Annotated in this window: 21 protein-coding genes; 11 read left to right on the top strand and 10 right to left on the bottom strand. The window is 77.0% G+C overall.

Features of this window, described 5'->3' with window-relative positions; translation table 11 throughout:
- Positions 1-35: 35 nt before the first annotated feature.
- Together JIG38_RS03270 and JIG38_RS03265 are read right to left on the bottom strand one after the other, a co-directional pair.
- The gene (locus JIG38_RS03270; protein ID WP_199422177.1) at positions 36-1,499 is read right to left on the bottom strand and encodes a sensor histidine kinase; all 1,464 of its coding nucleotides are present in this window, start codon (positions 1,497-1,499) and stop codon (positions 36-38) included.
- A 7-nt stretch (positions 1,500-1,506) separates the two neighbouring features.
- Positions 1,507-2,160, bottom strand: coding sequence for a response regulator transcription factor (locus tag JIG38_RS03265; protein WP_199422175.1), 654 nt, complete (start codon positions 2,158-2,160; stop codon positions 1,507-1,509).
- 94 nt (positions 2,161-2,254) lie between these two features.
- Here JIG38_RS03265 and JIG38_RS03260 point away from each other — a divergent pair, with 94 nt between their 5' ends.
- The 3 genes from JIG38_RS03260 (at position 2,255) to JIG38_RS03250 (ending at position 5,467) form a co-directional block, all read left to right on the top strand.
- Positions 2,255-3,523 (top strand): LolA family protein, encoded by a 1,269-nt coding sequence (locus JIG38_RS03260; protein ID WP_199422173.1) that lies wholly within the window; start codon positions 2,255-2,257, stop codon positions 3,521-3,523.
- A 95-nt stretch (positions 3,524-3,618) separates the two neighbouring features.
- A complete protein-coding gene (locus tag JIG38_RS03255; RefSeq protein WP_199422245.1) occupies positions 3,619-4,581 on the top strand; it encodes an ABC transporter ATP-binding protein in 963 nt (320 codons plus the stop codon).
- A complete protein-coding gene (locus tag JIG38_RS03250) occupies positions 4,568-5,467 on the top strand; it encodes an ABC transporter permease (RefSeq protein ID WP_199422171.1) in 900 nt (299 codons plus the stop codon). Before JIG38_RS03255 ends, JIG38_RS03250 begins: the two co-directional genes overlap by 14 nt.
- On the opposite strand, the gene JIG38_RS03245 is transcribed toward JIG38_RS03250, so the two are convergent.
- Both JIG38_RS03245 and JIG38_RS03240 read right to left on the bottom strand, forming a co-directional pair.
- A complete protein-coding gene (locus JIG38_RS03245; RefSeq protein ID WP_199422169.1) occupies positions 5,457-6,149 on the bottom strand; it encodes a carboxymuconolactone decarboxylase family protein in 693 nt (230 codons plus the stop codon). The genes JIG38_RS03250 and JIG38_RS03245 overlap by 11 nt on opposite strands.
- Before the next feature lie 95 nt (positions 6,150-6,244).
- On the bottom strand, positions 6,245-7,210 hold the full coding sequence (locus JIG38_RS03240; protein ID WP_199422167.1) for a helix-turn-helix transcriptional regulator: 966 nt from the start codon (positions 7,208-7,210) through the stop codon (positions 6,245-6,247).
- Between the two features lie 91 nt (positions 7,211-7,301).
- Between JIG38_RS03240 and JIG38_RS03235 the strand changes: the two genes are divergently transcribed.
- Positions 7,302-7,730: a VOC family protein gene (locus JIG38_RS03235; RefSeq protein ID WP_199422166.1), complete on the top strand. Its 429-nt coding sequence runs from the start codon at positions 7,302-7,304 to the stop codon at positions 7,728-7,730.
- Between the two features lie 20 nt (positions 7,731-7,750).
- Complete coding sequence (locus JIG38_RS03230) at positions 7,751-8,269, top strand: ASCH domain-containing protein (protein WP_307844525.1); 519 nt, start codon at positions 7,751-7,753, stop codon at positions 8,267-8,269.
- 50 nt (positions 8,270-8,319) lie between these two features.
- Here the strand turns inward: JIG38_RS03230 and JIG38_RS03225 are convergent, their stop codons facing one another.
- Together JIG38_RS03225 and JIG38_RS03220 are read right to left on the bottom strand one after the other, a co-directional pair.
- On the bottom strand, positions 8,320-9,117 hold the full coding sequence (locus JIG38_RS03225; RefSeq protein ID WP_307844524.1) for a putative protein N(5)-glutamine methyltransferase: 798 nt from the start codon (positions 9,115-9,117) through the stop codon (positions 8,320-8,322).
- 170 nt (positions 9,118-9,287) lie between these two features.
- Positions 9,288-10,100, bottom strand: a complete 813-nt coding sequence (locus JIG38_RS03220; RefSeq protein WP_199422164.1) for an SRPBCC family protein — start codon at positions 10,098-10,100, stop codon at positions 9,288-9,290.
- A gap of 221 nt (positions 10,101-10,321) precedes the next feature.
- On the opposite strand from JIG38_RS03220, the gene JIG38_RS03215 reads away from it, so the two are divergent.
- From JIG38_RS03215 to JIG38_RS03205, 3 genes are all read left to right on the top strand, one after another.
- On the top strand, positions 10,322-11,572 hold the full coding sequence (locus JIG38_RS03215; RefSeq protein WP_199422162.1) for an MFS transporter: 1,251 nt from the start codon (positions 10,322-10,324) through the stop codon (positions 11,570-11,572).
- Positions 11,569-12,519 carry an LLM class flavin-dependent oxidoreductase gene (locus JIG38_RS03210; protein ID WP_199422159.1) on the top strand — a complete coding sequence of 317 codons (951 nt, stop codon included), beginning with the start codon at positions 11,569-11,571 and terminating at the stop codon, positions 12,517-12,519. Before JIG38_RS03215 ends, JIG38_RS03210 begins: the two co-directional genes overlap by 4 nt.
- A gap of 105 nt (positions 12,520-12,624) precedes the next feature.
- Positions 12,625-13,326, top strand: a complete 702-nt coding sequence (locus JIG38_RS03205; RefSeq protein WP_199422157.1) for a head GIN domain-containing protein — start codon at positions 12,625-12,627, stop codon at positions 13,324-13,326.
- 29 nt (positions 13,327-13,355) lie between these two features.
- On the opposite strand, the gene JIG38_RS20875 is transcribed toward JIG38_RS03205, so the two are convergent.
- The 3 genes from JIG38_RS20875 to JIG38_RS03190 are packed head-to-tail and all read right to left on the bottom strand — an operon-like array spanning position 13,356 to position 16,370.
- The gene (locus JIG38_RS20875; protein WP_199422155.1) at positions 13,356-14,888 is read right to left on the bottom strand and encodes a SpoIIE family protein phosphatase; all 1,533 of its coding nucleotides are present in this window, start codon (positions 14,886-14,888) and stop codon (positions 13,356-13,358) included.
- Positions 14,885-15,721, bottom strand: a complete 837-nt coding sequence (locus JIG38_RS03195) for an alpha/beta fold hydrolase (protein ID WP_307844522.1) — start codon at positions 15,719-15,721, stop codon at positions 14,885-14,887. Before JIG38_RS03195 ends, JIG38_RS20875 begins: the two co-directional genes overlap by 4 nt.
- A 10-nt stretch (positions 15,722-15,731) precedes the next feature.
- Complete coding sequence (locus JIG38_RS03190) at positions 15,732-16,370, bottom strand: TetR/AcrR family transcriptional regulator (RefSeq protein WP_199422151.1); 639 nt, start codon at positions 16,368-16,370, stop codon at positions 15,732-15,734.
- 91 nt (positions 16,371-16,461) lie between these two features.
- Between JIG38_RS03190 and JIG38_RS03185 the strand changes: the two genes are divergently transcribed.
- Together JIG38_RS03185 and JIG38_RS03180 are read left to right on the top strand one after the other, a co-directional pair.
- Positions 16,462-18,078, top strand: a complete 1,617-nt coding sequence (locus tag JIG38_RS03185) for an MDR family MFS transporter (RefSeq protein WP_372419733.1) — start codon at positions 16,462-16,464, stop codon at positions 18,076-18,078.
- Positions 18,079-18,121: 43 nt separating this feature from the next.
- Entirely contained in the window at positions 18,122-19,723 is a 1,602-nt protein-coding gene (locus tag JIG38_RS03180) for an NYN domain-containing protein (protein WP_307844520.1), read from the top strand.
- Positions 19,724-19,783: 60 nt separating this feature from the next.
- On the opposite strand, the gene JIG38_RS03175 is transcribed toward JIG38_RS03180, so the two are convergent.
- The gene (locus JIG38_RS03175) at positions 19,784-20,791 is read right to left on the bottom strand and encodes an NAD(P)/FAD-dependent oxidoreductase (RefSeq protein WP_233404342.1); all 1,008 of its coding nucleotides are present in this window, start codon (positions 20,789-20,791) and stop codon (positions 19,784-19,786) included.
- 64 nt (positions 20,792-20,855) lie between these two features.
- Between JIG38_RS03175 and JIG38_RS03170 the strand changes: the two genes are divergently transcribed.
- The gene (locus JIG38_RS03170; RefSeq protein ID WP_199422149.1) at positions 20,856-21,521 is read left to right on the top strand and encodes a helix-turn-helix domain-containing protein; all 666 of its coding nucleotides are present in this window, start codon (positions 20,856-20,858) and stop codon (positions 21,519-21,521) included.
- Positions 21,522-21,544 lie beyond the last annotated feature (23 nt).

Below are 21,544 nucleotides of genomic sequence, written 5' to 3'. Positions count from 1 at the left end.
GCACCGCGCACCGCAGGGTGTCGACGGGCTGTCGGTCAGCCGTGCCCCGGCGGGCTCGCCGCCCCGGCCGCGGGCAGGGTCAGCTCGGCGCGCAGGCCGCCGCCCGGGGCCTCGGCGAGCGTGACGTCACCGCCGTTCTCCCGCGCGACCTCGCGCGCGATCGCGAGCCCGAGGCCGCTGCCGCCCGAGTCGCGCTCGCGCGCGGCGCCGAGGCGCACGAACCGCTCGAACACGCGCTCGCGGTCCTCGGGCGCGACGCCCGGCCCGTCGTCGTCGACCACGACGCGCCCCGGCCGGACCGTGACGCGCACGTGCGCACCCGCGTGCCGCAGCGCGTTGTCGAGCAGGTTGCGCACGACGCGGGTCACCGCGGCGGGGTCGCCGACCGCGCCGGCGCCCGCGGGCGGCACGTCCACCGTGACCTCGACGCGCCGGCCTGCCGCCTCCGCCGCGGCGCGCGCGACCGCGAGCGCCTCGCCCACCGCGTGCGTGAGGTCGACGTCGCTGAGGCGGGCCGGCACGGAGCCCACGCGGGCGAGGAGCAGGAGGTCGTCGACGAGGTGCTGCATGCGCAGCACCTCGGCGCCGAGCTCGTCGGCGAGCTCGTCCGGCGGGTACGCGTCGGGGTGCGCGCGCGCGACGTCGGTCGCGGCCCGCAGCGCGGCGAGCGGCGACCGCAGCTCGTGGGCGGCGTCGGCGACGAACGCGCGCTGCCGCGCCGCCGCGCCCTCGAGCCGGTCGAGCATCTCGTTGAGCGTGCGCGCGAGCGCACCTATCTCGTCGTCGGCGCGGACCACCGGGAGCGAGCCGGGGCCGCCCGTGCGCGCGACCTGCTCGGCCGCGCGACGCAGCGCCTCGACGGGCGCGAGCACGCGCCCCAGCACGACCCACACGACCGCGCCGAGCAGCGCGGTGAGCAGCGGCACCACGCCGCCGAGCGCGACGGCGAGGGCCCGGAGCAGCCCCTGCACCTCCGTGAGCGGCACGGTGACGACGAGGCGCACGGGCGCGCCGTCGAGCGTCGCGGGCACGACGGCGACGCGCGCGGCGTCGTCGTAGGCGCTCGCGTCGGTCGTCGCGACGTGCACGTCGGTGCCGTCGGTGGCCCCGGTGCCCCCGGACGACGCCGCGGCGAGGAGCCGGTCCACCTCGGCCACGGGGAGCACGGGCAGGGTGCGGCTCGCCGTCGCCGAGGAGGCGAGCACGCGGCCCGAGGCGTCGAGGACCTGCGCGATCTGCCCGGCCTCGGCGACGGGGAGCGCGGGCGGGACGCGGTCGTCCGCGACGAGCAGGGCGACGGTCGCCACGCCCGCCCGCACCGCCTCGTCGAGCTGGGCGACGCGGCTGCGCGACAGGACGGTCGTCAGGGCGACGGCGCCGACCGCGAGCGTGACGCACAGCAGCCCCGACGTCAGCAGCGTCAGCCGGGCGCGGACCGAGAGCCGTCGGCGGCGCCGGGGCGCCGCCGGCCCGCCGGCGCGCGCGTCCGCGGTGCTCACGCGGCGCTCATCCGGCGATGCGGTAGCCCGCGCCGCGGACGGTCGTCACCGCGTCGCGGCCGAGCTTGCGCCGCAGGTAGCCCACGTAGACCTCGACCACGTTGAGGTCCTCGCCCGTGCCGTCCCAGACGTGGTCGCGCAGCTCGACCTTGCCGACGACCCGGCCCGCGTGGCGCATGAGGTACTCGAGCAGCGCGAGCTCACGCGTCGTGAGGTCCACGGGCGCACCCCCGCGCGTCACCGTGCGGGCGGACGGGTCGAGCTCGAGGTCGCCCGCGACGAGTACCGCGGGGCGCGCGCCGGCCGGGCGCCGGACGAGCGCGCGCAGGCGCGCGACGAGCACCACGAACGAGAAGGGCTTCGTGAGGTAGTCGTCGGCGCCGACGTCGAGCCCGTCCGCCACGTCGTGCTCGCCGTCCTTCGCGCTGAGCATGAGCACGGGCGTCCACACGTCGCGCGCGCGCAGCGCGGTGACGACGTCGTAGCCGTTGCCGCGGGGGAGCATGACGTCGAGGACGATCGCGTCGTAGTCGGTGTCGGTCGCGAGCTCGAGCCCCGTCGCGCCGTCGTGGGCGACGTCGACGGCGAAGCCCTCCGCCTCCAGGCCGCGCCGCAGCGCGCGGGTCAGGCCCCGCTCGTCGTCGACCACCAGCACGCGCACGCGAGCAGCATGCCACCGCCGCGCGTGGCGGGCGGGGCGCCGGGCGCCGGCAGCTCTCAGCGTGCTCTCAGGCGCCCCGGCGCACAGTGGTCCCATGAGCGAGCAGACCGCCACCCCGTCAGCCCCCACCCCGGGGCCCACCCGCAGCGCACGCCGCCGGTGGGCCGTCCCCGTCGCCGTCGGCGCGGCCGTTGCCGCGGCGTTCGCCGGCCCGACGCTCGTCGCGTCCGCGGGCGGCGAGGGCCTGCCGGACCTCACCGCCGAGCAGCTGCTGGCCGCCGTCGCGCAGGCCGAGCCGCAGGCGCTCACGGGCACGGTCGTGTACACGGCGCGCCTGGGCCTGCCCGAGATCCCGTTCGCCGAGGCGGGCGGCGCCGACCCGATCGCGCTGCTCGGCGGCAGCTCCACCCTCCGCGTGTGGAGCGACGGCGAGGACCGCTCGCGCGTCGCGCTGCTCGGCGCCACCTCCGAGTACTCGGTCGTGCGCGACGGCGCCGAGGCGTGGACGTACTCGAGCGAGGACGACGAGGTCGTCCACTACGCGCTGAGCGACGCGGACGCCGCGCGGTACGCCGCGCTCGAGGAGCAGCTCGAGCAGGGCACGCCGCCCGAGGTCGCGGGCGACCTGCCCACGCCCGAGGAGGCCGCCGCCCAGGTGCTCGACCGCGCCGAGGAGTTCTCCACGGTCTCGGTCGACGCCGAGACCACCGTCGCCGGGCGTGGCGCCTACCAGCTCGTGGTGACCCCGCGCAGCACGGGCACGCTCGTCGCCCGCGTCGTCGTGGCCGTCGACGCCGAGACGTCCTCGCCCCTGCGCGTCCAGGTGTGGAGCACGCAGGACGACGCGGCGCCCGCGCTCGAGGTCGGCTTCGCCGACGTCGCCTTCGCGGCCCCCGACGACGCCGTCCTCGAGTTCTCGCCGCCCGCCGGCGCGAGCCAGCGCGACGTCGTCGTGCCGCTGCCGGAGACGCCCGACGCCGCGGCCCTCGACGCCGCCGACCCCGAGGCCGCGCTCACGCACCCCGACGTCACCGTGACCGGGACCGGCTGGGACCGCGTCGTCGAGCTCGCGGGCGTCGACGTGGCGGCCCTCGTGGCGGGCGACCCCGCGGCCCTGGCGACCGTGCCCGACGGCGAGCGCACCATCGGCTCGCCCGAGGCGCAGGAGCTCCTGGGCGAGTTCCAGGGCACGGACGGCGAGGGTGGCATGGACCTCGACCCGACGGCCCTGTACGACCAGCTCACGACCGACGTGCCCGAGGGCCGGCTGCTCTCCTCGACGCTGCTCAGCGTGCTCGTGACCACCGACGGCCGCGTGCTCGTGGGCGCGGTGCCCGCCGACACGCTGCGCGACCTGGCCTGATGGCCACGGTCCTGCAGGGGCCCCAGGGCCCTCAGGGCCCGGACGCCGACGTCGTCGGCGCCCGGGCCTCGGCCGCGTCGCGGCCCGCGTCGGGCATGCTGACCGACGTGGACCTCGCCGTGCGCACGTCGGGCCTGACCAAGCGGTTCCGCTCGGGCCAGGTCGCCGTCGACGGGATCGCCCTCGAGGTGCCGCGGGGCTCGGTCTACGGCTTCCTCGGGCCCAACGGCTCGGGCAAGACGACGACCATCCGCATGCTGCTCGGCCTCGTCCGGCCCACCGACGGCGCCGCCTGGCTGCTCGGCGAGCCGATGCCCGGGGGCGGCGGCCGGGTCCTCCCGCGCGTCGGCGTCCTCGTCGAGGGGCCTGCGTTCCAGCCGTACCTCAGCGGCGCCGCGAACCTCGCCCGCCTCGACGCCGTCGACGCCACCGCCGACCCACGCACGACGCGGCGCCGCACGGGCGAGGCGCTCGAGCGCGTCGGCCTCGCCGCGGCGGCGCGCAAGCCGTACCGCCAGTACTCGCTCGGCATGAAGCAGCGGCTCGGGCTCGCCGCCGCGCTCCTGCGGCCGCGCGACCTGCTCGTGCTCGACGAGCCGACCAACGGCCTCGACCCGCAGGGCACGCGGGAGGTGCGCCACCTCGTGCGCGAGCTCGCCGACGCGGGCACGACGGTCCTCGTCTCGTCCCACCTCCTCACCGAGATCGAGCAGGTGTGCTCGCACATCGGGATCATGAGCCGCGGCCGCCTGCTGGCGCAGGGCGAGCGCAGCGCGCTCACGGACGCGCGGCCCGCCCGCGTCGTCGTCACGACGACGGCCGGCGACGCCGAGCGCGCGGTGGCGGTGCTCGCGGGCCTCGGCATGACCGACGTCACGCGCGACGGCGCGGTGGCCGGGGGTGCGGTGCTCGAGGCCGCGCTCGGGGCGCCACCCGAGGCCGTGGCGGCCGCGCTCGTGGGGGCGGGCGTCGCGCTCGCCGGCCTCGAGGTGCGCCGGCCGAGCCTCGAGCAGCTGTTCGTCACGCTCACGGGGGAGGGCTTCGATGTCGCTCGCTGACGCCCCGGCGCTCGGCGCCGCCGCACGGCCCGCGGTCGCCGCGGCTCCCGGGCCCGTGCGGGTGCGCGGCGCCTGGGGCCGGCTGCTGCGCAGCGAGCTGCGCCTCGTCTTCGGCCGGCGCCGCAACCTCGCGCTGCTGGTCGGGCTCTCGCTCGTGCCGCTGCTGCTCGGCACGGTCCTCTTCGTCACGCAGGACTCGGCCCTCGGCGGCCAGGGCCCGGGCTTCGTCAGCCGGGTCACGGGCAACGGCCTCTTCCTCGTCGTCGCCGCCCTGTTCATGTGCCTGCCGTTCCTGCTGCCGCTGACCACGGGGATCGCCTCGGGGGACGCGATCGCGGGCGAGGCGCAGGCCGGGACGCTGCGCTACCTGCTCGCGGTGCCCGTCTCGCGCGGCCGCCTGCTCGCCGCCAAGGCGCTGGCCACGCTCCTCTTCGTGGGGTCGGCGGTCATGGCGATCGCGGTGGTCGCGCTGGTGGTCGGGGCGGCGTTCTTCGGGCTGACCGAGGTCACGCTGCTGTCGGGGACCACGGTGCCGCTGTCGGACGGCATCCTGCGGATCGCGGGCGTCGCGGTGTACGTCGCGCTCTCGCTCACGGGCCTCGTCGCCGTCGGCCTGTTCCTGTCGACGCTCACCGAGGTGCCCGTCGGCGCCATGGCGGCGACCGTCGTCGTCGCGATCGTCTCGGCCGTGCTCGACACGCTGCCGCAGCTCGCGGCGATCCACCCGGGCCTGCTCACCCACCACTGGCTCGACTTCGCGGAGTTCCTGCGCGTCGAGGTCGACTGGGGGGTGCTCGGTACGGGCCTCGCGGTGCAGGCCGCGTGGGTCGCCGTCTTCGGCTCGCTCGCGTGGAGCCGCTTCACGACGGCGGACGTCAGCTCCTGACGAGCGCCGGACCGGCAGCTCGACCAGCACCGTGCCGGGCGGACAGGGCCCGGCACGGTGCGGGGGCGGCCTTCGCGGCGCCCGCGCCCTTGGGCCCGGGGGGGGGGGGGGGCCCCCGGGGGGGGGGGGGGGCGCGCCGCCCCGGCTCGAGCCGCGCGTACGCGGCGTCGGGCTCGACGCCGACGGCGTCGAGCACCGTGCTGAAGAAGCAGCGCGCCGCGGCGGCGAGGACGACGTCGAGGATCTCGGCGTCGTCCAGCCCGAGCTCGCGGAGCTCGGTCAGGTCGTCCGGGCTCATGTCCGCGGCCCCCGCCGCGACCCGGTCCGCGAGGCGCACCACCGCGCGGTCGACGTCGGACAGTCCGTCCGGCACGCCGCGGGCGACGTCGCGCACGACGCCGGCGTCGAGGACCTGGTCGGCGAGCACCTGGCCGTGCGCGAGCGCGCAGTAGCTCGAGCGCAGGCGCAGGGCGGCGCCGAGGGTCGCGAGCTCGTAGCGGCGCACCCCCATGCCGTTCTTGATCGCGCCCGCCAGGGCGGTCCAGGCCGCGTAGACCTCGGGACGGTGCGAGAAGACGCGGTTGTAGTTCGGCACGTAGCCGCGGTGGGCCACGTCGGCCGCCCGGGCCGCGGCCGCGGCCTCGGTCAGCTCGTCGTCGCTCGGCTCGCGGATCCAGCTCATCGACCACCTCCGGGACAGGGCGCCGACGGCGGGTGCGGGGCACGCGGCGCTCGCGCCAGCGTGGCACGCCGCGCGTCGGCGGTGAAGGGCGCGGATCAGCTCCCCGCGGCGTCGGCGGCGGCCGCGCACCGTGCGGCCATCGAACGCAGCGCGTCGCGCAGCGCATCGGGCTCGAGCACCTCGAACGGCACCTCGAGGCTCGCGAGGTAGCCGGCGAGCTCCGGCAGCGACGGGCCGCCCGTCTCGAGCACGCACGTCGCGGCGTCGACCGGCGTCAGCACGCCCCCGACGCGCGAGATCCGCTCGGCGACGGCGTCCGCCGACGCGGCGATGCGCACGCGCGCCGGGTGCGGCCAGGCGCGCGAGCCGACGCCCCGCAGCACGTGCCGCAGCGCGTCGCCGTCGGGCGGGTCGCGCGGCGCGAACCTCGGCCCGGTCGGCACGCGCGGCGCGAGCCGGTCCGCGCGGAACGTGCGCCAGTCCGCGGCGGTGACGTCCCACGCGAGCAGGTACCACCGTCTGCCGGTGTGCACGAGGCGGTGGGGCTCGACGTCGCGCGTGCTCGCGCCGCCGTCGTGCGCGCGGTAGTCGAAGCGCACCCGCTCGTAGCGCGCGCACGCCTGGGCCAGCGTGGTGAGCACCTCGGGGTCGACGGTGGGACCGCCGGCGGGCGCGCTCAGGGTCGCGCTGCGCAGGGCGTCGACGCGGTGCCGCAGGCGCGAGGGCATCGTCTGCTCGAGCTTGGCCAGCGCGCGCAGGGACGTCTCCTCGATGCCGGTGACCGTGCCCGAGGCGGCGGTCGCGAGGCCGGCCGCGACGGCGACGGCCTCGTCGTCGTCGAGCAGGAGGGGCGGCAGCGCGGCGCCCGCCGCGAGGCGGTACCCCCCGCCCGCGCCGGGCCGGGCCACGACCTCGTAGCCGAGCTCGCGCAGCCGGTCGACGTCGTGCCGGACGGTCCGGGTGGTCACCCCCGTCCGGTCCGCGAGCTCGCTGCCCGACCAGGAGGGGCGCGTCGGCAGGAGCGCGAGGAGGCGCAGGAGCCGCACGGGCGTGTCAGCCATGGGACCCAGTCTGCCGAGGATTGCGGAACCGGACGTTCCGCGATGGCTCCTAGCGTGGAGGGGACAGCACAGCCGGACGAGGGAGAGCACGATGAGCACGTTCCGTGGGGTGGCGACCGTGAACCTGTGGGCCGACGACGTCCCGGCGGCCGCCGCCTGGTACACCGAGGTCCTCGGGGTGGAGCCGTACTTCGTCCGGCCGGAGCCGCCCGAGCGGCCCGCCTACGTCGAGTTCCGGGTCGGCGACGACCTCACCGAGCTCGGCATCGCGGACCGCGCCTGGGCCGGCGCGGCGGCCGACCGGACCACGCCCGCCGCGGCGGGCGGAGTCGTCGCGCACTGGTGCGTCGACGACCTCGAGGGCACGTACCAGCGCCTCCTCGACCTCGGCGCGTCGCCGCACGACCCGCCGACCGTGCGCGGCGAGGGCTTCGTCACCGCGTCGGTCGTCGACCCGTTCGGCAACGTGCTGGGCGTCATGCGCAACGCCCACTTCGAGGCGATGCACGCGCGCACCTGAGGGGCGGGCAGGATGGCGGGGTGAGCACGCGCGCCCCGCACGACGACGCCGCCGCCCGGACCCTGTGGGAGGCCTACCTCGCGGCCCACCCGCACGTCGCCGCCGACCCGGGGCAGGAGCTCGTCGTCGACCACTTCGGCGACTCGGCCGAGCTCTGCGACGAGCTCCTCGGCCTCGTCCTCGCGGGCGGGAAGCGCGCGACGGCGACGCTCGCGCTCGAGTTCGCGGGCGACGGCGAGCCGCTGCCGCGCCTCGGCGGGCACTGGGTCGCGTGCGACGGCGCCGGGCACCCGAGGGCCGTGCTGCGCACGGTCGAGCTGCGGCTGGGCACGTTCGGCTCGGTCGACGCGGCGTTCGCGGCCGACGAGGGCGAGGACGACGGGACGCTCGCGTCGTGGCGGGAGAACCACGAGCGCTACTGGCGGCGCGAGTGCGCGCGCCGCGGCGTCGCGTGGAGCGAGGACCACGAGATCGTGCTCGAGAGGTTCGCGGTCGTGTGGCCGCCCGAGGTCGCGGACCCCGCGGCACCCCCGGCGTAGCGCCGGGACGGCGCACCGCGGACCCGAGGGCGCGGGCCGCGCTGGGGGCGTCAGGACGGGCGGCGGCCGACGGCGACCGTCGCGTCGAGGTCGTCGTCCGTGACGAGCCCGGCGTCGAGCCCGCCCGAGGCGAGGAGCGCGAGCGTGCGGCCCGCCTGCGCGCGGCTCGTCTCGACGAGCAGGTGGCCGCCCGGTCGCAGCCACGCCGCGGCGCCGGCGGCCACGCGCGCCTGGACCGCGGTGCCGTCCGGTCCGCCGTCGAGCGCCGTCGTCGGCTCGTGGTCCCGCGCCTCGGGCGGCATGAGCGCGATCCGCGCCGTGGGGACGTAGGGCGCGTTCGCCAGCACGACGTCGACGCGCCCGCGCAGGGCGTCGGGCAGCGCCTCCCAGAGGTCGCCCTGGTGGACGTGGTGCCCGGGGAGGTTGCGCCGTGCGCAGCGCACGGCGGCGTCCTCGAGGTCGGCGGCGTGGACCTCGACCGCGCGGCGCGCCGCGACGGCCGCGCCGAGCGCACCCGTGCCGCAGCAGAGGTCGACGACCAGCGGGGGGCCCGACCCGGGCCGCGCGGCCGTCGGCAGCAATCGGAGCGCCTCACGGACGAGGAGGGCGCTCCGGCGCCGCGGCACGAAGACCCCCGGCTCGACGGCGACGCGCAACCCGTCGAGCTCCGCCCAGCCCAGCACCTGCTCGAGCGGCTCGCCCGCGGCGCGGCGCGCGGTGAGGGCGGGCAGGTCGCCGCCCGCCGCGTCGGCCTCGAGCAGGAGGCGCGCCTCGTCCTCGGCGAAGACGCACCCGGCGGCGCGCAGGATGCGGACCACGTCGGCGGGAGCTGCATGCCGTGGTGCCACCGGGCCTCCAGGGGTGGGACCGGCGGGCGCCGGCGGCCCATCGTCGCGGGCGCGTGCGCGCGGGGTCCAGCCGGATCCCTGCTGTGGGCACGCCCGAGGGGGCGGCGCCTGCGCGCCGCCCCCTCGGGTCCTGCGTCCTGGCGCCGCGAGCGGCGGGCCAGGGTGTGTGCTCAGAGGCGGCCGGAGTCGCCCTGCACCGTGTCGTCGTCGGTCCGGCCGGCGACCGGGTCGGTGGCCAGCGGGTCGACCGGGTCGGTGACCAGCGGGTCCGTGTAGCCGAGCGGCTCCGTGTGGGCGGTCGTCGTCGGCGTGTTCGTGGGCGTCGTCGTGTACGTCACGGGCTCGACCGGGACGACGACGTCGACCGTCTCGTCCGGCGTGTCCGAGCCGCTGCGCGCCTTCGCGGCCGCGACAGCGGCACCCGCGGCGACGGCGGCACCGGCGGCCATGGCCTTGCCGGAGACGCCGGCCTTGCCGGAGTCGCCGTGCGACGTCGCGGACTCCACGCCGGGGGTCCCGACGGCAGCGCCCTCGTTGACCGAGCCGCGCCACGCGCCCGTCGCGTAGCCCTCGGACTCGATGAACGCCTTGAACCGCTCGAGGTCCTTCTCGGCCTGGTTCTCCACGATGTTCAGCTTGTCGCCGACCTTCTCCACCAGGCCCTCGGGCTCGTACTCGAGCGACAGGTGGACCGAGGTCTGGCCGCCGCCGACGTCGGAGAACGTCACCGCGCCGGCGTTCGTGGCGCCCTCGGTGGCCGCCCACGCGACCTTCTGGTCAGGCACCTGCTCCAGGATGCGCGCGTCCCACTGGCGCTTGACCCCGGCGATCTCGGCGACCCAGTGCAGCCGGTCGTCGGTGATCTGCTTGACCTCCTGGACGCCGCCCATGAACTGCGGGAACTCCTCGAACTGGGTCCACTGGTTGTACGCCACGCTGAGCGGCACGTTCACCAGGATGGACTTCTCGACCTTCGTCGTCATGGTCAGCTCCCGTCATCTGCTTGTCGGGGCGTGGGTCGCACGCCTCGTCGGGTGGTTCCCTCCCAGCATGCGTGACCGTTCCGTGACCCGCGCGTCGAGAGGCCCCGGTCACCCGATCGGGGTCGCCCGCCGCACAGCGCGGGAGTCGATCCGGCGGCGCGGGTGCGGCGGGTGGCGGGGCGCTAGCGTGCGAGGCGGTCGGACGGGGGGAGGGGGTGGCGATGACGACGTCGCGCCGCGCGTCGCCGCCCGGCGGGGACGGGCCGGTCGACGCGCCCGAGCGCGTCCCCACGCGCGCCTGGGTCGCCCTGGGGGGCCTCGCGACGTCGACCTTCCTCTACGTCACGACCGAGAACCTGCCGATCGGGCTGCTCCCGCTCGTCGCGGAGGACCTCGGCGTCAGCCGCGCGAGCGTGGGCCTGCTCGTGACCGCCTACGCGCTCGTCGTCGTCCTCGCGTCGGTGCCGCTCACGGGTCTGGTCCGACGCGCGCCGCGGCGCCTCGTCCTCACCGTGCTGCTCGGCGTCCTCGTCGCGTCCAGCGTCGTCTCGGCGCTCGTCGACGGCTACGCCGCGCTCCTCGCCGCGCGCGTCGTCACGGCGCTGAGCCAGGCGCTGTTCTGGTCGGTCGTGACGCCCGTCGCGGCGGGCCTCGTGCCGGCGCACGTGCGCGGCCGCGCGCTCTCGGTGCTGTACAGCGGCGCCTCGACGGGCGTCGTCCTCGGCGTGCCCGTGGGAACGTGGCTGGGTCAGCTGGCCGGGTGGCGCTCGGCGTTCGCCGCGACCGCCGTCGTCGGGCTCGTGGCGCTCGTCGTCGTCGCGGCGGCCCTGCCCGAGCGCCGGCCGGGCGAGGGGGCGGCCGACCGCGGCTCGGCGCCCGACCGCGGTCGCTACGGGGCGCTCGTCGTCGCGACCGCGGTGGGCGTGACGGGCGCGTTCGTCGCGCTCACGTACATCACGCCGTTCCTCCTCGACGTCACCGGGCTGCCGCCGCACGCGCTCGGGCCCGTCCTGCTCGTCCGGGGTCTCGCGGCCCTCGGCGGCGTGGTCGTCGTCGGGGTGCTCGTCGACCGCAACCCGTGGCTCGCGTTCGCGACCGCCGTCGCCGTGCAGGCCGCGGCCCTCGCGGTCCAGCACGTCGGCGGCGCGAGCCCGGTGGTGACGACGGTCTCGCTCGTGCTCTCGGGTGCGGCCCTCAGCGCGCTGGCGACGACGCTGGGGACGCGCGCGCTCGAGGTCGCGCCGGGGAGGTCGGACATGGCGGCGGCCGGGACGTCGACCGCCTTCAACGTCGGGATCATGGCCGGGGCGCTCGTCGGCAGCCGGTTCGTCGAGGACGCGGTCCGCGCGACGGCGCTCGTCGGCGCCCTCCTCAGCGTCGCGGCGCTCGCGGTCGTCCTGGCCGAGCCGCTCGTCTCGTCCCGGCGTCGCGCCCCGGCGCGGGCCACCCCTCCTGAGAGGACGACCCCATGACCGACTACGGCCAGGAGCTGCGCCTCGGTGCGTTCCTCACGCCGAGCGCGGCCGACCCGCGCCGCGTCGTCGCGCTCGCGCAGGCGTCGGAGCGCGCGGGGCTCGACCTCGTGGCGCTCCAGGACCACCCGTACCAGCCGGCGTTCCTCGACACGTGGACGCTGCTCAGCCACCTCGGCGCCCTGACATCGCGGGTCCGCCTCGCGCCCGACGTCGCCAACCTCCCGCTGCGCCCGCCCGCGGTGCTCGCGCGCAGCGTCGCCAGCCTCGACCTGCTCACGGGCGGGCGGGTCGAGCTCGGGCTCGGCGCCGGCGCGTTCTGGGACGCCGTCGTCGCGATGGGCGGCCGCCGGCTCACGCCGGGCGAGGCGGTGCGCGCGACGGAGGAGGCGATCGCCGTCGTGCGGGGGGTGTGGGACGTCGCGGACCGGCGGCCCCTGCGCGTCGAGGGGGAGGTGCACCGCGTCGTCGGCGCCAAGCGCGGTCCGGCGCCCGCGCACGACGTCGAGATCTGGCTCGGCGCCTACGGGCCGCGCATGCTCGCGCTGACGGGACGGCTCGGCGACGGCTGGGTCCCGTCGCTCGGCCGGACGCCCCTCGCGGACCTCGTGGCGGGGCACGCGGTGGTCGACGACGCGGCGCACGCGGCGGGGCGCGACCCCGCGGCGGTGCGGCGCCTGCTCAACGTGGGCGGCCGGTTCGAGGCGCGGTCGGGGGGCCTGCTCGTGGGCCCGCCCGCGCAGTGGGTCGAGCAGCTCGCCGCGCTGGCCCTCGAGCACGGGTTCAGCACCTTCGTGCTCATGGGCGACGACGAGCGCGCGATCGAGCTGCTCGGTCAGGAGGTCGCGCCCGCCCTGCGCGCGCTGGTCGCCGCCGAGCGCGGTCCCGCTGCCGGGACCCGCCCCGGCCCCCGCCCCGTGCGTGACCCCGGGACCGCCTCAGGGTGACGTCAGGGACGAGTGGGGGGAGAGCCCCATGTCGGCGCCCGCGGGCCGGTGGAACGCTGGTCGCAGGCCCGGAGAGCCCGGGCCGCACCCGCTGGCGAGGACGACATGGCACTCCGCACGATCATGGCTTTCGGCACCCTGGCCCTGCTCCTCGCGGGCTGCGGCGCGCTCGCGGACACCGGCCCGCGCACGACGCAGGAGCGCGACGTCGCGGACTTCACCGCCATCGCGCTCGAGACCTCGGGCGACGTCGTGGTCGAGCTCGGGGACACGCCCTCCCTGACGATCACCGCGGGCGAGCGCGTGCTCGACCGGCTGACGTCCGACGTGCGCGACGGCGTCCTGGTGCTCGGCGTGGACCGGCCGGGCTGGGGCAACCACGGCCGGGTCGACTACCACGTGGTCGTGACCGACCTCGAGGCCGTGCACGTGCGCGGCTCGGGCGACGTCGACGCGGAGGCGGCGACCTCCGACGGGCTCGAGGTCGTGGTCGAGGGCTCGGGCGACGTCGAGATCGGCGACGTGGACGTCGACGCGCTCCAGGTGCGCATCGAGGGCTCGGGCGACGTCGAGCTCGCCGGCCGGGCGGCCCGGCAGGCGGTCTCCGTCGCGGGCTCGGGCAACTACCGCGGCGGCGGTGTGACGAGCGACGACGCGACCGTCTCGATCGAGGGGTCCGGCGACGTCGTGGTCGACGTGACGGGGGCGCTCGACGCGACCGTCGCCGGGAGCGGCGTCGTGACCCACACGGGCGGCGCCGAGGTCGAGATGGACGTCCAGGGCTCGGGCGGCGTGCAGGAGGGCTGACCCTCACCGCACGGTCGCCCACGGGCGGCTCAGCGCGGCCGGGCCTCGAGCGCGTGGCCCGGCCGGCCGCCCCCGAACCAGGTGAGGGCGAGGAGGCAGACGTCGTCGAGCTCGCGTCCCGGCTGGGCGAGCGTGTCCGCGACGAGCCGGTTGACCGGTGCGGCGCCGAGGGCGCCGGCGGCGGTCGCGAGGTCGGCGAGGCTCTCGTCGAGCGGGCGGTCGCGGCGCTCGACGAGGCCGTCGGTGTAGAGCAGGAGGCGGTCGCCCGCGCCGAGCCGCGCGTGCCCCTCCGGCCGCCGCCCGCCGCGCTCGGGGACGCCCAGCGGCGTCGAGCGCCCGTGCCACAGGAAGGCCGCCGCGTCCGAGAGATGCAGCGGCGGGAGGTGGCCCGCGCACGCGTACGCGACGTCCCCCGAGGCGAGGTCGACCTCGGCGAACGCGAGCGTGGCCATGAACCCGACCCCCGTGCGCGCGACGAACCGGTCGAGCTGCACGAGCAGGTCCCCGGGCCCGGCGTCGTCGGCCACGGCTCGCACGGCGCTGCGGAGCTGGCCCATCGCGGCGGCGGCCTGGAGCCCGCGCCCGACGACGTCGCCCACGGTCACCGCGAGCACGTCGTCGCGCACGAGGAACACGTCGTACCAGTCCCCGCCGACCTCGAGCGCCTGGACGCCGGGCCGGTAGACGGTCGTCACGGCGTAGCGGTCGTCGTCGGGCACGTCGGTGCTCAGGAGCACGTGCTGGAGCTCGTGCGCGACGGACGCGCTCCGGTCCTGCATCGCGGCGCGCTCGAGCGCGACGGCGGCCTGCCGCCCGATCGCCAGGAGCAGGTCCGGGTCGGGCGGCCAGCCCGACTCGGGCTCGGCCGCGGGCGGGGAGAGCACGAGGGCGCCCGCCGAGCGGTTGGGCGCCGTGAGCGGCACGACGACGCTCCCGTCCGCGCGCACCACGACCTCGTCCCGCGGCGTCCGCCGGGACGGCCGTGCCGGGACCGTGCCCGCCGTGCGGTGCAGCACCGGCGCACCAGGGGTGTCCGCGAGCCACAGCGCGGCGCCGCCCGCGCCCAGGCCCTGGACGGTCGGCCCGAGCAGCGCCCGCGCCGCCGCCTCGACGCCCGCGGCGCGCGAGAGCGCCGCGGTCACCTCCTGGAGCAGCCCGAGCCTGCCCGCGGAGAGCTCGGCGGCGGAGCGGGCGGCGAGCAGCTCGCGCTCGTACCGCGACCGCTCGGCCGCCCCGCTCAGGGCGACCTCGACGACGTCGGCGTGCACGCGCGCCGACAGGAGCACGGGCATGCGGCCGGCCGGCCCGCGGAGCTCGACGGCGACCTCGTCGACACCGCCCTGCATCCGCAGGAGCGGGCCGAGGTGCGTCTCCCAGTAGATGCGTCCGCCCACCGTGAGGTGCCGGCTCAGCCGGTGCCCGACGACGTCCTGCTCCGGCTGGTCGAGCCAGCGCAGGAGCGTGCGGTTGACCTCGAGGACGACCCCGTCGAGGTCCAGGCGCAGCAGCGCGACCGGTGCGCGGTGCCACGCGTCCGTGAGGGCGAGGGGCGGGTCCGTCACCGCGCGGCCGGCGCCCGGGCGCCGACGCGCGGCTCGTCGACGCCGAGGTAGGCGGCCATCGCCGCGACCACCTGGTCGGGTGCGCTGAGGTTGGGGCAGTGCCCGACGGCGTCGAGCACCACGAGCTCGCTGCCGGCCAGGTGCTCGTGGACGTAGCGGCCGACCTCGGGGGGCGCGATGACGTCCTCCCGGGACTGCAGGACCAGGGCGGGCGTGCGGACGCGCGCGAGGTCCGCGCGGTTGTCCGAGAGGAAGGTCGTCCGCGCGAAGCGCCGGGCGATCGTGGGGTCGGTGCGGCAGAAGGAGTTCGTCAGCTCGTCGGCGAGCTCGGGACGCTCGCCGTTCCCCATGATCACCGGGGCGATGAACCGGGACCAGCCGAGGTAGTTGTCGTCCATGGTCTCGAGCAGCTCGGCGATCTCGTCCGCGGAGAAGCCACCGCGGTAACCGTCGTCGTCGACGTAGCGCGGGCTCGGGCCGACGAGCACGAGCCGGTCGACGAGCTCGGGGCGCTCCGCCGCGGCGAGCAGCCCGATCATCGCGCTCACCGAGTGGCCGACGAGGACGACCGGCCCGAGGTCGAGCGCCTCGAGGACCCGCACGACGTCGTCGGCGTAGCCCTCGAGGCGCGAGTACCGGGCAGGGTCGTAGGCCGCGAGGTCGGACGCGCCGGCGCCGACGTGGTCGAAGAGGACCACCTGGTGCGTCGCCTCGAACGCGGGGGCGACGTGGCGCCACATCGACTTGTCGCAGCCGAAGCCGTGCGCGAAGACGAGGGCGGGCGCACCGGGCGTGCCCGTCACGACGACGGCGTTCCGGGTCAGGACGTCCACGGCGACCACCCTATGCGTCGGTCGCCGTCCGTCCAGACCCTGCCCGCGTCGGCTCGGCCAGTCCCGCAGCCAGGTGGTCGAACGCCTCGTCGAGCGTCGTCGCGAGGGGACGCGCGAACCTCGTCGCGCCCGCGTGCCACAGCGCGGTGCGGACCGCGCTCGTCGCCGCGGCGACGACGACGGCGGGGTAGAGGTCGGCCGGTGCGGCGCCGATCCGCTCGGCGAGGGCGACGGTGAGCGCGCGGTCGAGCTCGGCCGAGGCGCCCGCGAGCGCCGCGCGCAGGTGCGGGTTCGCCTCGAGCACCTGCAGGCGCAGCGGCCAGACGGTCGGGTCGATCGTCGCGGCGGCGGCGTACTCCACGAGCACGGCGCGCAGGGCGGCGAGCGGGGGCTCGGCGGCCGGACGGGCCGCGAGGGCGGCGACGAGGGTCCCGGCGAGCTCGGGGTCGTTGCCCACGAGCGCGTCCTCCTTGCCCGCGAAGTAGTTGAAGAAGGTGCGGGGGGAGACGTCGGCCGCGGCGGCGATCTCGTCGGTCGTCACGCCGTCGAGACCCCGCTCGGCCACGAGGCGGAGCGCGGCGAGGCGCAGCGCGCGGCGGGTGGACCGCTTCTTGCGCTCGCGCAGGGTGTCGGTGGCCTCGGGCTCCATGGCCTCAGCGTACCTCGCGGAGGTGCGCAGTGTGCAAAAGTGCACCGTCTGCGAACTTGCACAGACTGCAAACGCGGCTTAGCCTCGTGCGGTGACACCGACCTCCCTCGCCGCCTCGTCGGCACCCGCTGCACCCCCCGCTGGGCCCTTGGGCGCGCCCGTCGCGACAGGCCTCGACCGCGACGCACGCCGCGTCTTCATCGGCCTCATGCTCGGCATGTTCGTGGCGTCCGTGAGTCAGACGATCGTCTCGCCGGCGATGCCGATCATCGTCGCCGAGCTCGGGGGCATGGAGCACTACAGCTGGCTCGCGACCGCGGCGATGCTCGTCTCCGCCGTCGTCGTGCCCGTCGTGGGCAAGCTGTCCGACCTCTACGGGCGCCGGTCGTTCTACCTGGCCGGCCTCGTGGTCTTCCTCAGCGGGTCGATGCTCGCAGGCCTGGCGCAGGACTTCTGGTGGCTGGTCGGGGCGCGCGCGCTCCAGGGCCTGGGGATGGGCGCGCTCATGACCCTGTCCCAGACGATCATCGGCGACATCATCCCGCCGCGGCAGCGCGGCAAGTACCAGGGCCTCATGGGCGCCGTCTTCGGCGTGACGTCCATCGCCGGGCCGCTGCTCGGCGGCTGGATCACCGACGCGTGGGGCTGGCGCTGGCTGTTCTTCGCCGCGCTGCCCGTGGGCGTCGTCGCGCTCGTCGTCATCGTGCGCTTCCTGCACCTGCCGCACGCCCAGCGCCGCGCGACGATCGACGTCGCCGGCATCCTCACGCTGTCGGGCGCGCTCGTCGCCATCCTGCTCGCGACGTCGTGGGGCGGCACCACCTACCCGTGGGGCTCGGTCCAGGTCGTCGGGCTCTTCGTGGCCGGGGCGGCCCTGCTCGCCGCGTTCGTGCCGATCGAGCTGCGCGCCGAGGAGCCCGTGCTGCCGCTGCGCCTGTTCCGCAGCTCGGTGTTCACGTTCGCCAACATCGCGTCCTTCTTCGTCGCGACGGGCATGTTCGGCGCCATCTTCTACATCCCGGTCTACGCGCAGGGCGTGCTCGGCGTGGACGCGACGAGCTCGGGGCTCATCATCATCCCGATGAGCGCCGCGATGATCGGCGTCGGCATCGTCGTCGGCCTGCTCATCACGCGCTGGGGACGGTACAAGCCCTTCGTCGTCGGTGGCACCGCCCTCATGGTCGTGGGCTTCGTGCTCCTCACGCGCGTGCACTACGGGTCGTCGTCGCTCCAGCTCACGCTCGCCATGGTCGTCGTGGGAGCCGGGCTCGGCGCCGCGATGCAGACGTACACGCTCGTGGTGCAGAACGCCGTCGAGCGCCGCGACCTCGGCGTCGCGACCGCAGCGAACCAGTTCTTCCGCAGCGCGGGCGGCACGGTCGGCATCGCGGTGCTCGGCACGATCATGAGCAGCCGCATCGCGACGGCCATCCCGGCGCACCTGCCGGCCGGGGCGGCGGAGGCCATGCCCGCGGACGGCATCGACGCGGGCGCGGTCCTCGACCCGTCGGCGCTGGCGCAGCTGCCCGACGCGATCGCCGTGGCGGTGCGCCAGGGTCTCGCCGACGCGCTGCACGACGTGTTCGTCGCCGCGCTGCCGCTGGCGGTCGTCGCCGTCGTCGCGTCGGCGCTCATCAAGGCGGTCCCGCTGCGCCAGACGCTGCACCGGGACGCACCGGCGGCCCCCGCGGACGCGGCCCGGGCCTGAGAGCATCCCGGCAGGCGGGCGCCGTCCGCGAGAGGATGCCGGGGTGACCACGGACATCGGGTACCCCGAGACCGCTCGACGCCTGCGCTGCGCGCTGTTCGTCGACTTCGACAACGTCTACCTCGGCCTGCGCCGGCTCGACCCGGCCGCGGCCGAGGAGTTCGCGGGCTCGCCGGGCCGGTGGCTGTCCGCGCTCGAGTCCGGCAGCGACGCCGACGGCGACTTCAGCCGCCGGTTCCTCATCCGGTCGTGCTACCTCAACCCGTCGGCGTTCTCGCAGTTCCGGCCCAACTTCACGCGCGCCGGGTTCAGCGTCGTCGACTGCCCGTCGCTGACCCAGCAGGGCAAGAGCAGCGCCGACATCAACCTCGTGCTCGACGCGGTCGACGCGCTCGCGGCGTCGACGCACTACGACGAGTTCGTCATCCTCTCGGCCGACGCCGACTTCACCCCGCTCGCGCTCCGCTGCCGCGCGGCCGACCGGCGCGTCACGATCATCACCGCCGGACCGGCCGCGAGCGCCTACCGTGCGGTCGCGGACACCGTCGTCACGGCCGACGAGCTGGCCGAGCTGGTCCGCGACCCGGACGCCGACGCCGCCGGGGACGAGATCGCCACCACCGCGCCCTCGAACGGCGGGCGCTCGCGTCGTGCGGCCACCACGGGCGGGGCGACGGCCGACCCGGCCGCGGCCCCGGCCGAGAAGGCGCCGTCGCGGCGTCGGCGCGGTGGTGCGACCGCAGCGGCGAAGAAGGCCGCAGCCGCGCCCGCAGCGGACGTGCTGCCGGACCCGCTGGCGGACGCCGCGTCGGACCCGACGTCGGAGGTGGCGTCGGACGCGGCGCCGGACGGCGCCGCCGGGGACGCCGGGTCGGGTGCAGGCATCGCGGACGACGCCACGCCCGCGGCACCCACGAAGGCGCCGCGCCGTCGAGCGTCGCGCGCGACCGGGGCAGGGTCCCGGGGCGCGGCCGAGGCCGTCGCGGAGCCGATCGCGGAGCGGGTCGCCGAGTCGCCCGCGCGCCGGGCGGTCCTGCGGCAGGTGCGGTCGGCGGACCGCCCCCTGCGGGGCGGCCTCGTCGCCCGCGCGGCGCAGAACGCCGAGCCCGGCATCGCCGCCGGCGGCTGGGAGGGCGCCGGGGCGTTCTTCCCGTGGATCGCGCGCGAGGTGCCCGAGGTGGCGGCGTCGCCCGAGCCCGCGCCCGGCTTCGTGTGGGACCCGGAGCGCTTCAGCGAGGCGGACCTGCCCGGCGCGTCCGTCGCGCTGCCGCCGCTCCAGCGGCAGGTCGTGGACGTGACCGACATCCCCAACCTGCCCACCGACCGCTACCGCGTGCTGCTCACGGCGCTCGCGGACGACCTCGCGGACCAGCCCTTCGACCGTCCGGAGACCGCGCGCCGGGTGCGGGACGCGTGCCAGGCGGCGGGCCAGCCGATCGGCCGCAGCTCGGTCAACACGGTCATCGCGGGCGTGCTCTACGCGGGCCTGGACCTCAGCGCGACGCCGACGGCCGCACAGATCGCCGAGACGTGGGCGGACAACGTCATCGGCCTGTGCCGCGGCGCCCGCATGGTGCTCAGCCCGGCCGACGTCGCCGCGATCCGCGCCTGGGTCGGCGGAGGACTGGTCGCACCGCGCACGTGACCGGCCGCCCGGGCGCGGGCCAGGCCGGCGTGCGCCCGGGCGGACCGGCGCCGCCGACGCTCAGCCCTGGGCGACCGCCGCTGCCGCGGACGCCCGCCGCGCGGCGACCGCGTGCCGGGTCTCCTCCGCGAGCAGGTCGAACGTGATCGCGGCGCCCGCGGTGAGGCCTGCTGCGGCGGACGTGATGACCTGGGCGCGCGGGTCGGCCACGTTGCCCGCGACCCAGACCCCGTCGACCTCGGTCGCGCCGTCCGCCCCGGCGGTGACGAACCGACCGACCGCCTCGCCCTCGACCACGAGGTCCTGCGTCGGCACGCCGAGCTGGTCCAGCAGCGCCGACCGGGCCATGGCGCGCGCCGCGACCACGACCGCCTCGCACGCCACCACCGACCCGTCGCGCAGGCGGAGGCCGACGAGGCGACCGTCGTCCTCCACCACCGCCACCGCCTCGCCGGGGACCAGCGTCACGCCGCGCGCCTCGAGCTCCTCGACGCGGTCCTGCGCGACGGGCCCGATGACGGTGAGGTCCGACGTCCAGTGCGACCACAGGAGCGCCTGGTGCGCCGTGAGGGGCCCGGAGGAGACGACGGCCACCGGCCGGTCGCGCACCTCCCAGCCGTGGCAGAACGGGCAGTGGAGCACGGAGCTGCCCCAGTGGTCCGCGAGCCCCTCGACGTCGGGCAGCTCGTCGGCGAGCCCGGTCGTCACGAGCAGGCGCCGCGCCGCGACGCGGGACCCGTCCGAGAGCGTGAGCGCGAAGCGGGCCGCGCGGTCGCCCCCCGGCGCCACGGCCTCGACCGCCGTCGCGGTCGCGTCGCGGAACGCCGCTCCGTACCCCGCGGCCTCGGCGCGCCCGATCGCGACCAGCTCGGCGGGCGGCGTGCCGTCGCGGGTGAGGAAGTTGTGCACGTGCCCGGCCCGCGCGTTGCGCGGGGTCGCGTCGTCCACCACCAGGACCGACCGCCGTGCGCGTGCCAGGCACAGCGCCCCGCTCAGGCCCGCCGCCCCGCCACCGACCACCACCACGTCGTACGTCTCGTCCATCGTCGTCTCCTCGTCGTCGCTCATGACGGGACGACACCACCGCCCTGCCGAGTTGACAAGCGTCCTTGCCAGAGCGGCAAATGAGTCCATGGCCTCGCACCCCGACCACGCCGCCGCCGGCCGCCGCGCCGGCACCGACCCGGACGCCTCGACCGGCACGCTCGAGGACGTCCTCCGCGGCGTCGGGCCCCGCCTCAAGGACCTGCGGCAGCGCCGCGACGTGACGCTCGCCGAGCTCTCGTCCGCGACCGGGATCTCGGTGAGCACCCTGTCCCGACTCGAGTCCGGCCTGCGGCGGCCGACGCTCGAGCTCCTGCTGCCGCTCGCGCGCGAGCACGGCGTCCAGCTCGACGAGCTGGTCGACGCCCCGGTGACGGGCGACCCGCGCGTGCACGCGCGGCCGTTCGTCCGGGCGGGCCGCACGTTCGTCCCGCTCACACGCCGCCCCGGCGGCCAGCGGGCCTACAAGATGATCGTCCCGCCCTCGACCGACGAACCGAGGCTCCGCACGCACGAGGGCCACGAGTGGCTCTACGTCCTCTCCGGCCGCATCCGGCTCCTGCTCGGCGACCACGACCTCGTCCTCCGCGACGGCGAGGTGGCCGAGTTCGACACGCGGCTGCCGCACTGGATCGGCAACCCCGGCCCCCGTGACGCCGAGGTGCTGACGCTCTTCGGTCCGCAGGGCGAGCGCATGCACGTGCGGGCGCGCAGCGGCTCGTCCGACCAGGGCGACGAGCCGGCCACGACCTGACGGGCAGCAACCGCCTCGACGTC

It is taken from the genome of Actinotalea solisilvae (assembly GCF_016464425.1).
GTDB classification, from domain to species: domain Bacteria; phylum Actinomycetota; class Actinomycetes; order Actinomycetales; family Cellulomonadaceae; genus Actinotalea; species Actinotalea solisilvae.
Note: the sequence above shows the minus strand (reverse complement) of the source record. Positions and strands in the feature narration are given on the sequence as shown.

What these genes read in the sequence shown, in the direction of transcription:
- JIG38_RS03260 (WP_199422173.1), top strand. Translation starts at nt 2,255, where the DNA reads ATGAGCGAGCAGACCGCCACCCCGTCAGCCCCCACCCCGGGGCCCACC.
- JIG38_RS03255 (WP_199422245.1), top strand. Translation starts at nt 3,619, where the DNA reads ATGCTGACCGACGTGGACCTCGCCGTGCGCACGTCGGGCCTGACCAAG.
- JIG38_RS03250 (WP_199422171.1), top strand. Translation starts at nt 4,568, where the DNA reads ATGTCGCTCGCTGACGCCCCGGCGCTCGGCGCCGCCGCACGGCCCGCG.
- JIG38_RS03245 (WP_199422169.1), bottom strand. Translation starts at nt 6,149, where the DNA reads ATGAGCTGGATCCGCGAGCCGAGCGACGACGAGCTGACCGAGGCCGCG.
- JIG38_RS03240 (WP_199422167.1), bottom strand. Translation starts at nt 7,210, where the DNA reads ATGGCTGACACGCCCGTGCGGCTCCTGCGCCTCCTCGCGCTCCTGCCG.
- JIG38_RS03235 (WP_199422166.1), top strand. Translation starts at nt 7,302, where the DNA reads ATGAGCACGTTCCGTGGGGTGGCGACCGTGAACCTGTGGGCCGACGAC.
- JIG38_RS03220 (WP_199422164.1), bottom strand. Translation starts at nt 10,100, where the DNA reads ATGACGACGAAGGTCGAGAAGTCCATCCTGGTGAACGTGCCGCTCAGC.
- JIG38_RS03215 (WP_199422162.1), top strand. Translation starts at nt 10,322, where the DNA reads ATGACGACGTCGCGCCGCGCGTCGCCGCCCGGCGGGGACGGGCCGGTC.
- JIG38_RS03210 (WP_199422159.1), top strand. Translation starts at nt 11,569, where the DNA reads ATGACCGACTACGGCCAGGAGCTGCGCCTCGGTGCGTTCCTCACGCCG.
- JIG38_RS03205 (WP_199422157.1), top strand. Translation starts at nt 12,625, where the DNA reads ATGGCACTCCGCACGATCATGGCTTTCGGCACCCTGGCCCTGCTCCTC.
- JIG38_RS03190 (WP_199422151.1), bottom strand. Translation starts at nt 16,370, where the DNA reads ATGGAGCCCGAGGCCACCGACACCCTGCGCGAGCGCAAGAAGCGGTCC.
- JIG38_RS03175 (WP_233404342.1), bottom strand. Translation starts at nt 20,791, where the DNA reads ATGAGCGACGACGAGGAGACGACGATGGACGAGACGTACGACGTGGTG.
- JIG38_RS03170 (WP_199422149.1), top strand. Translation starts at nt 20,856, where the DNA reads ATGGCCTCGCACCCCGACCACGCCGCCGCCGGCCGCCGCGCCGGCACC.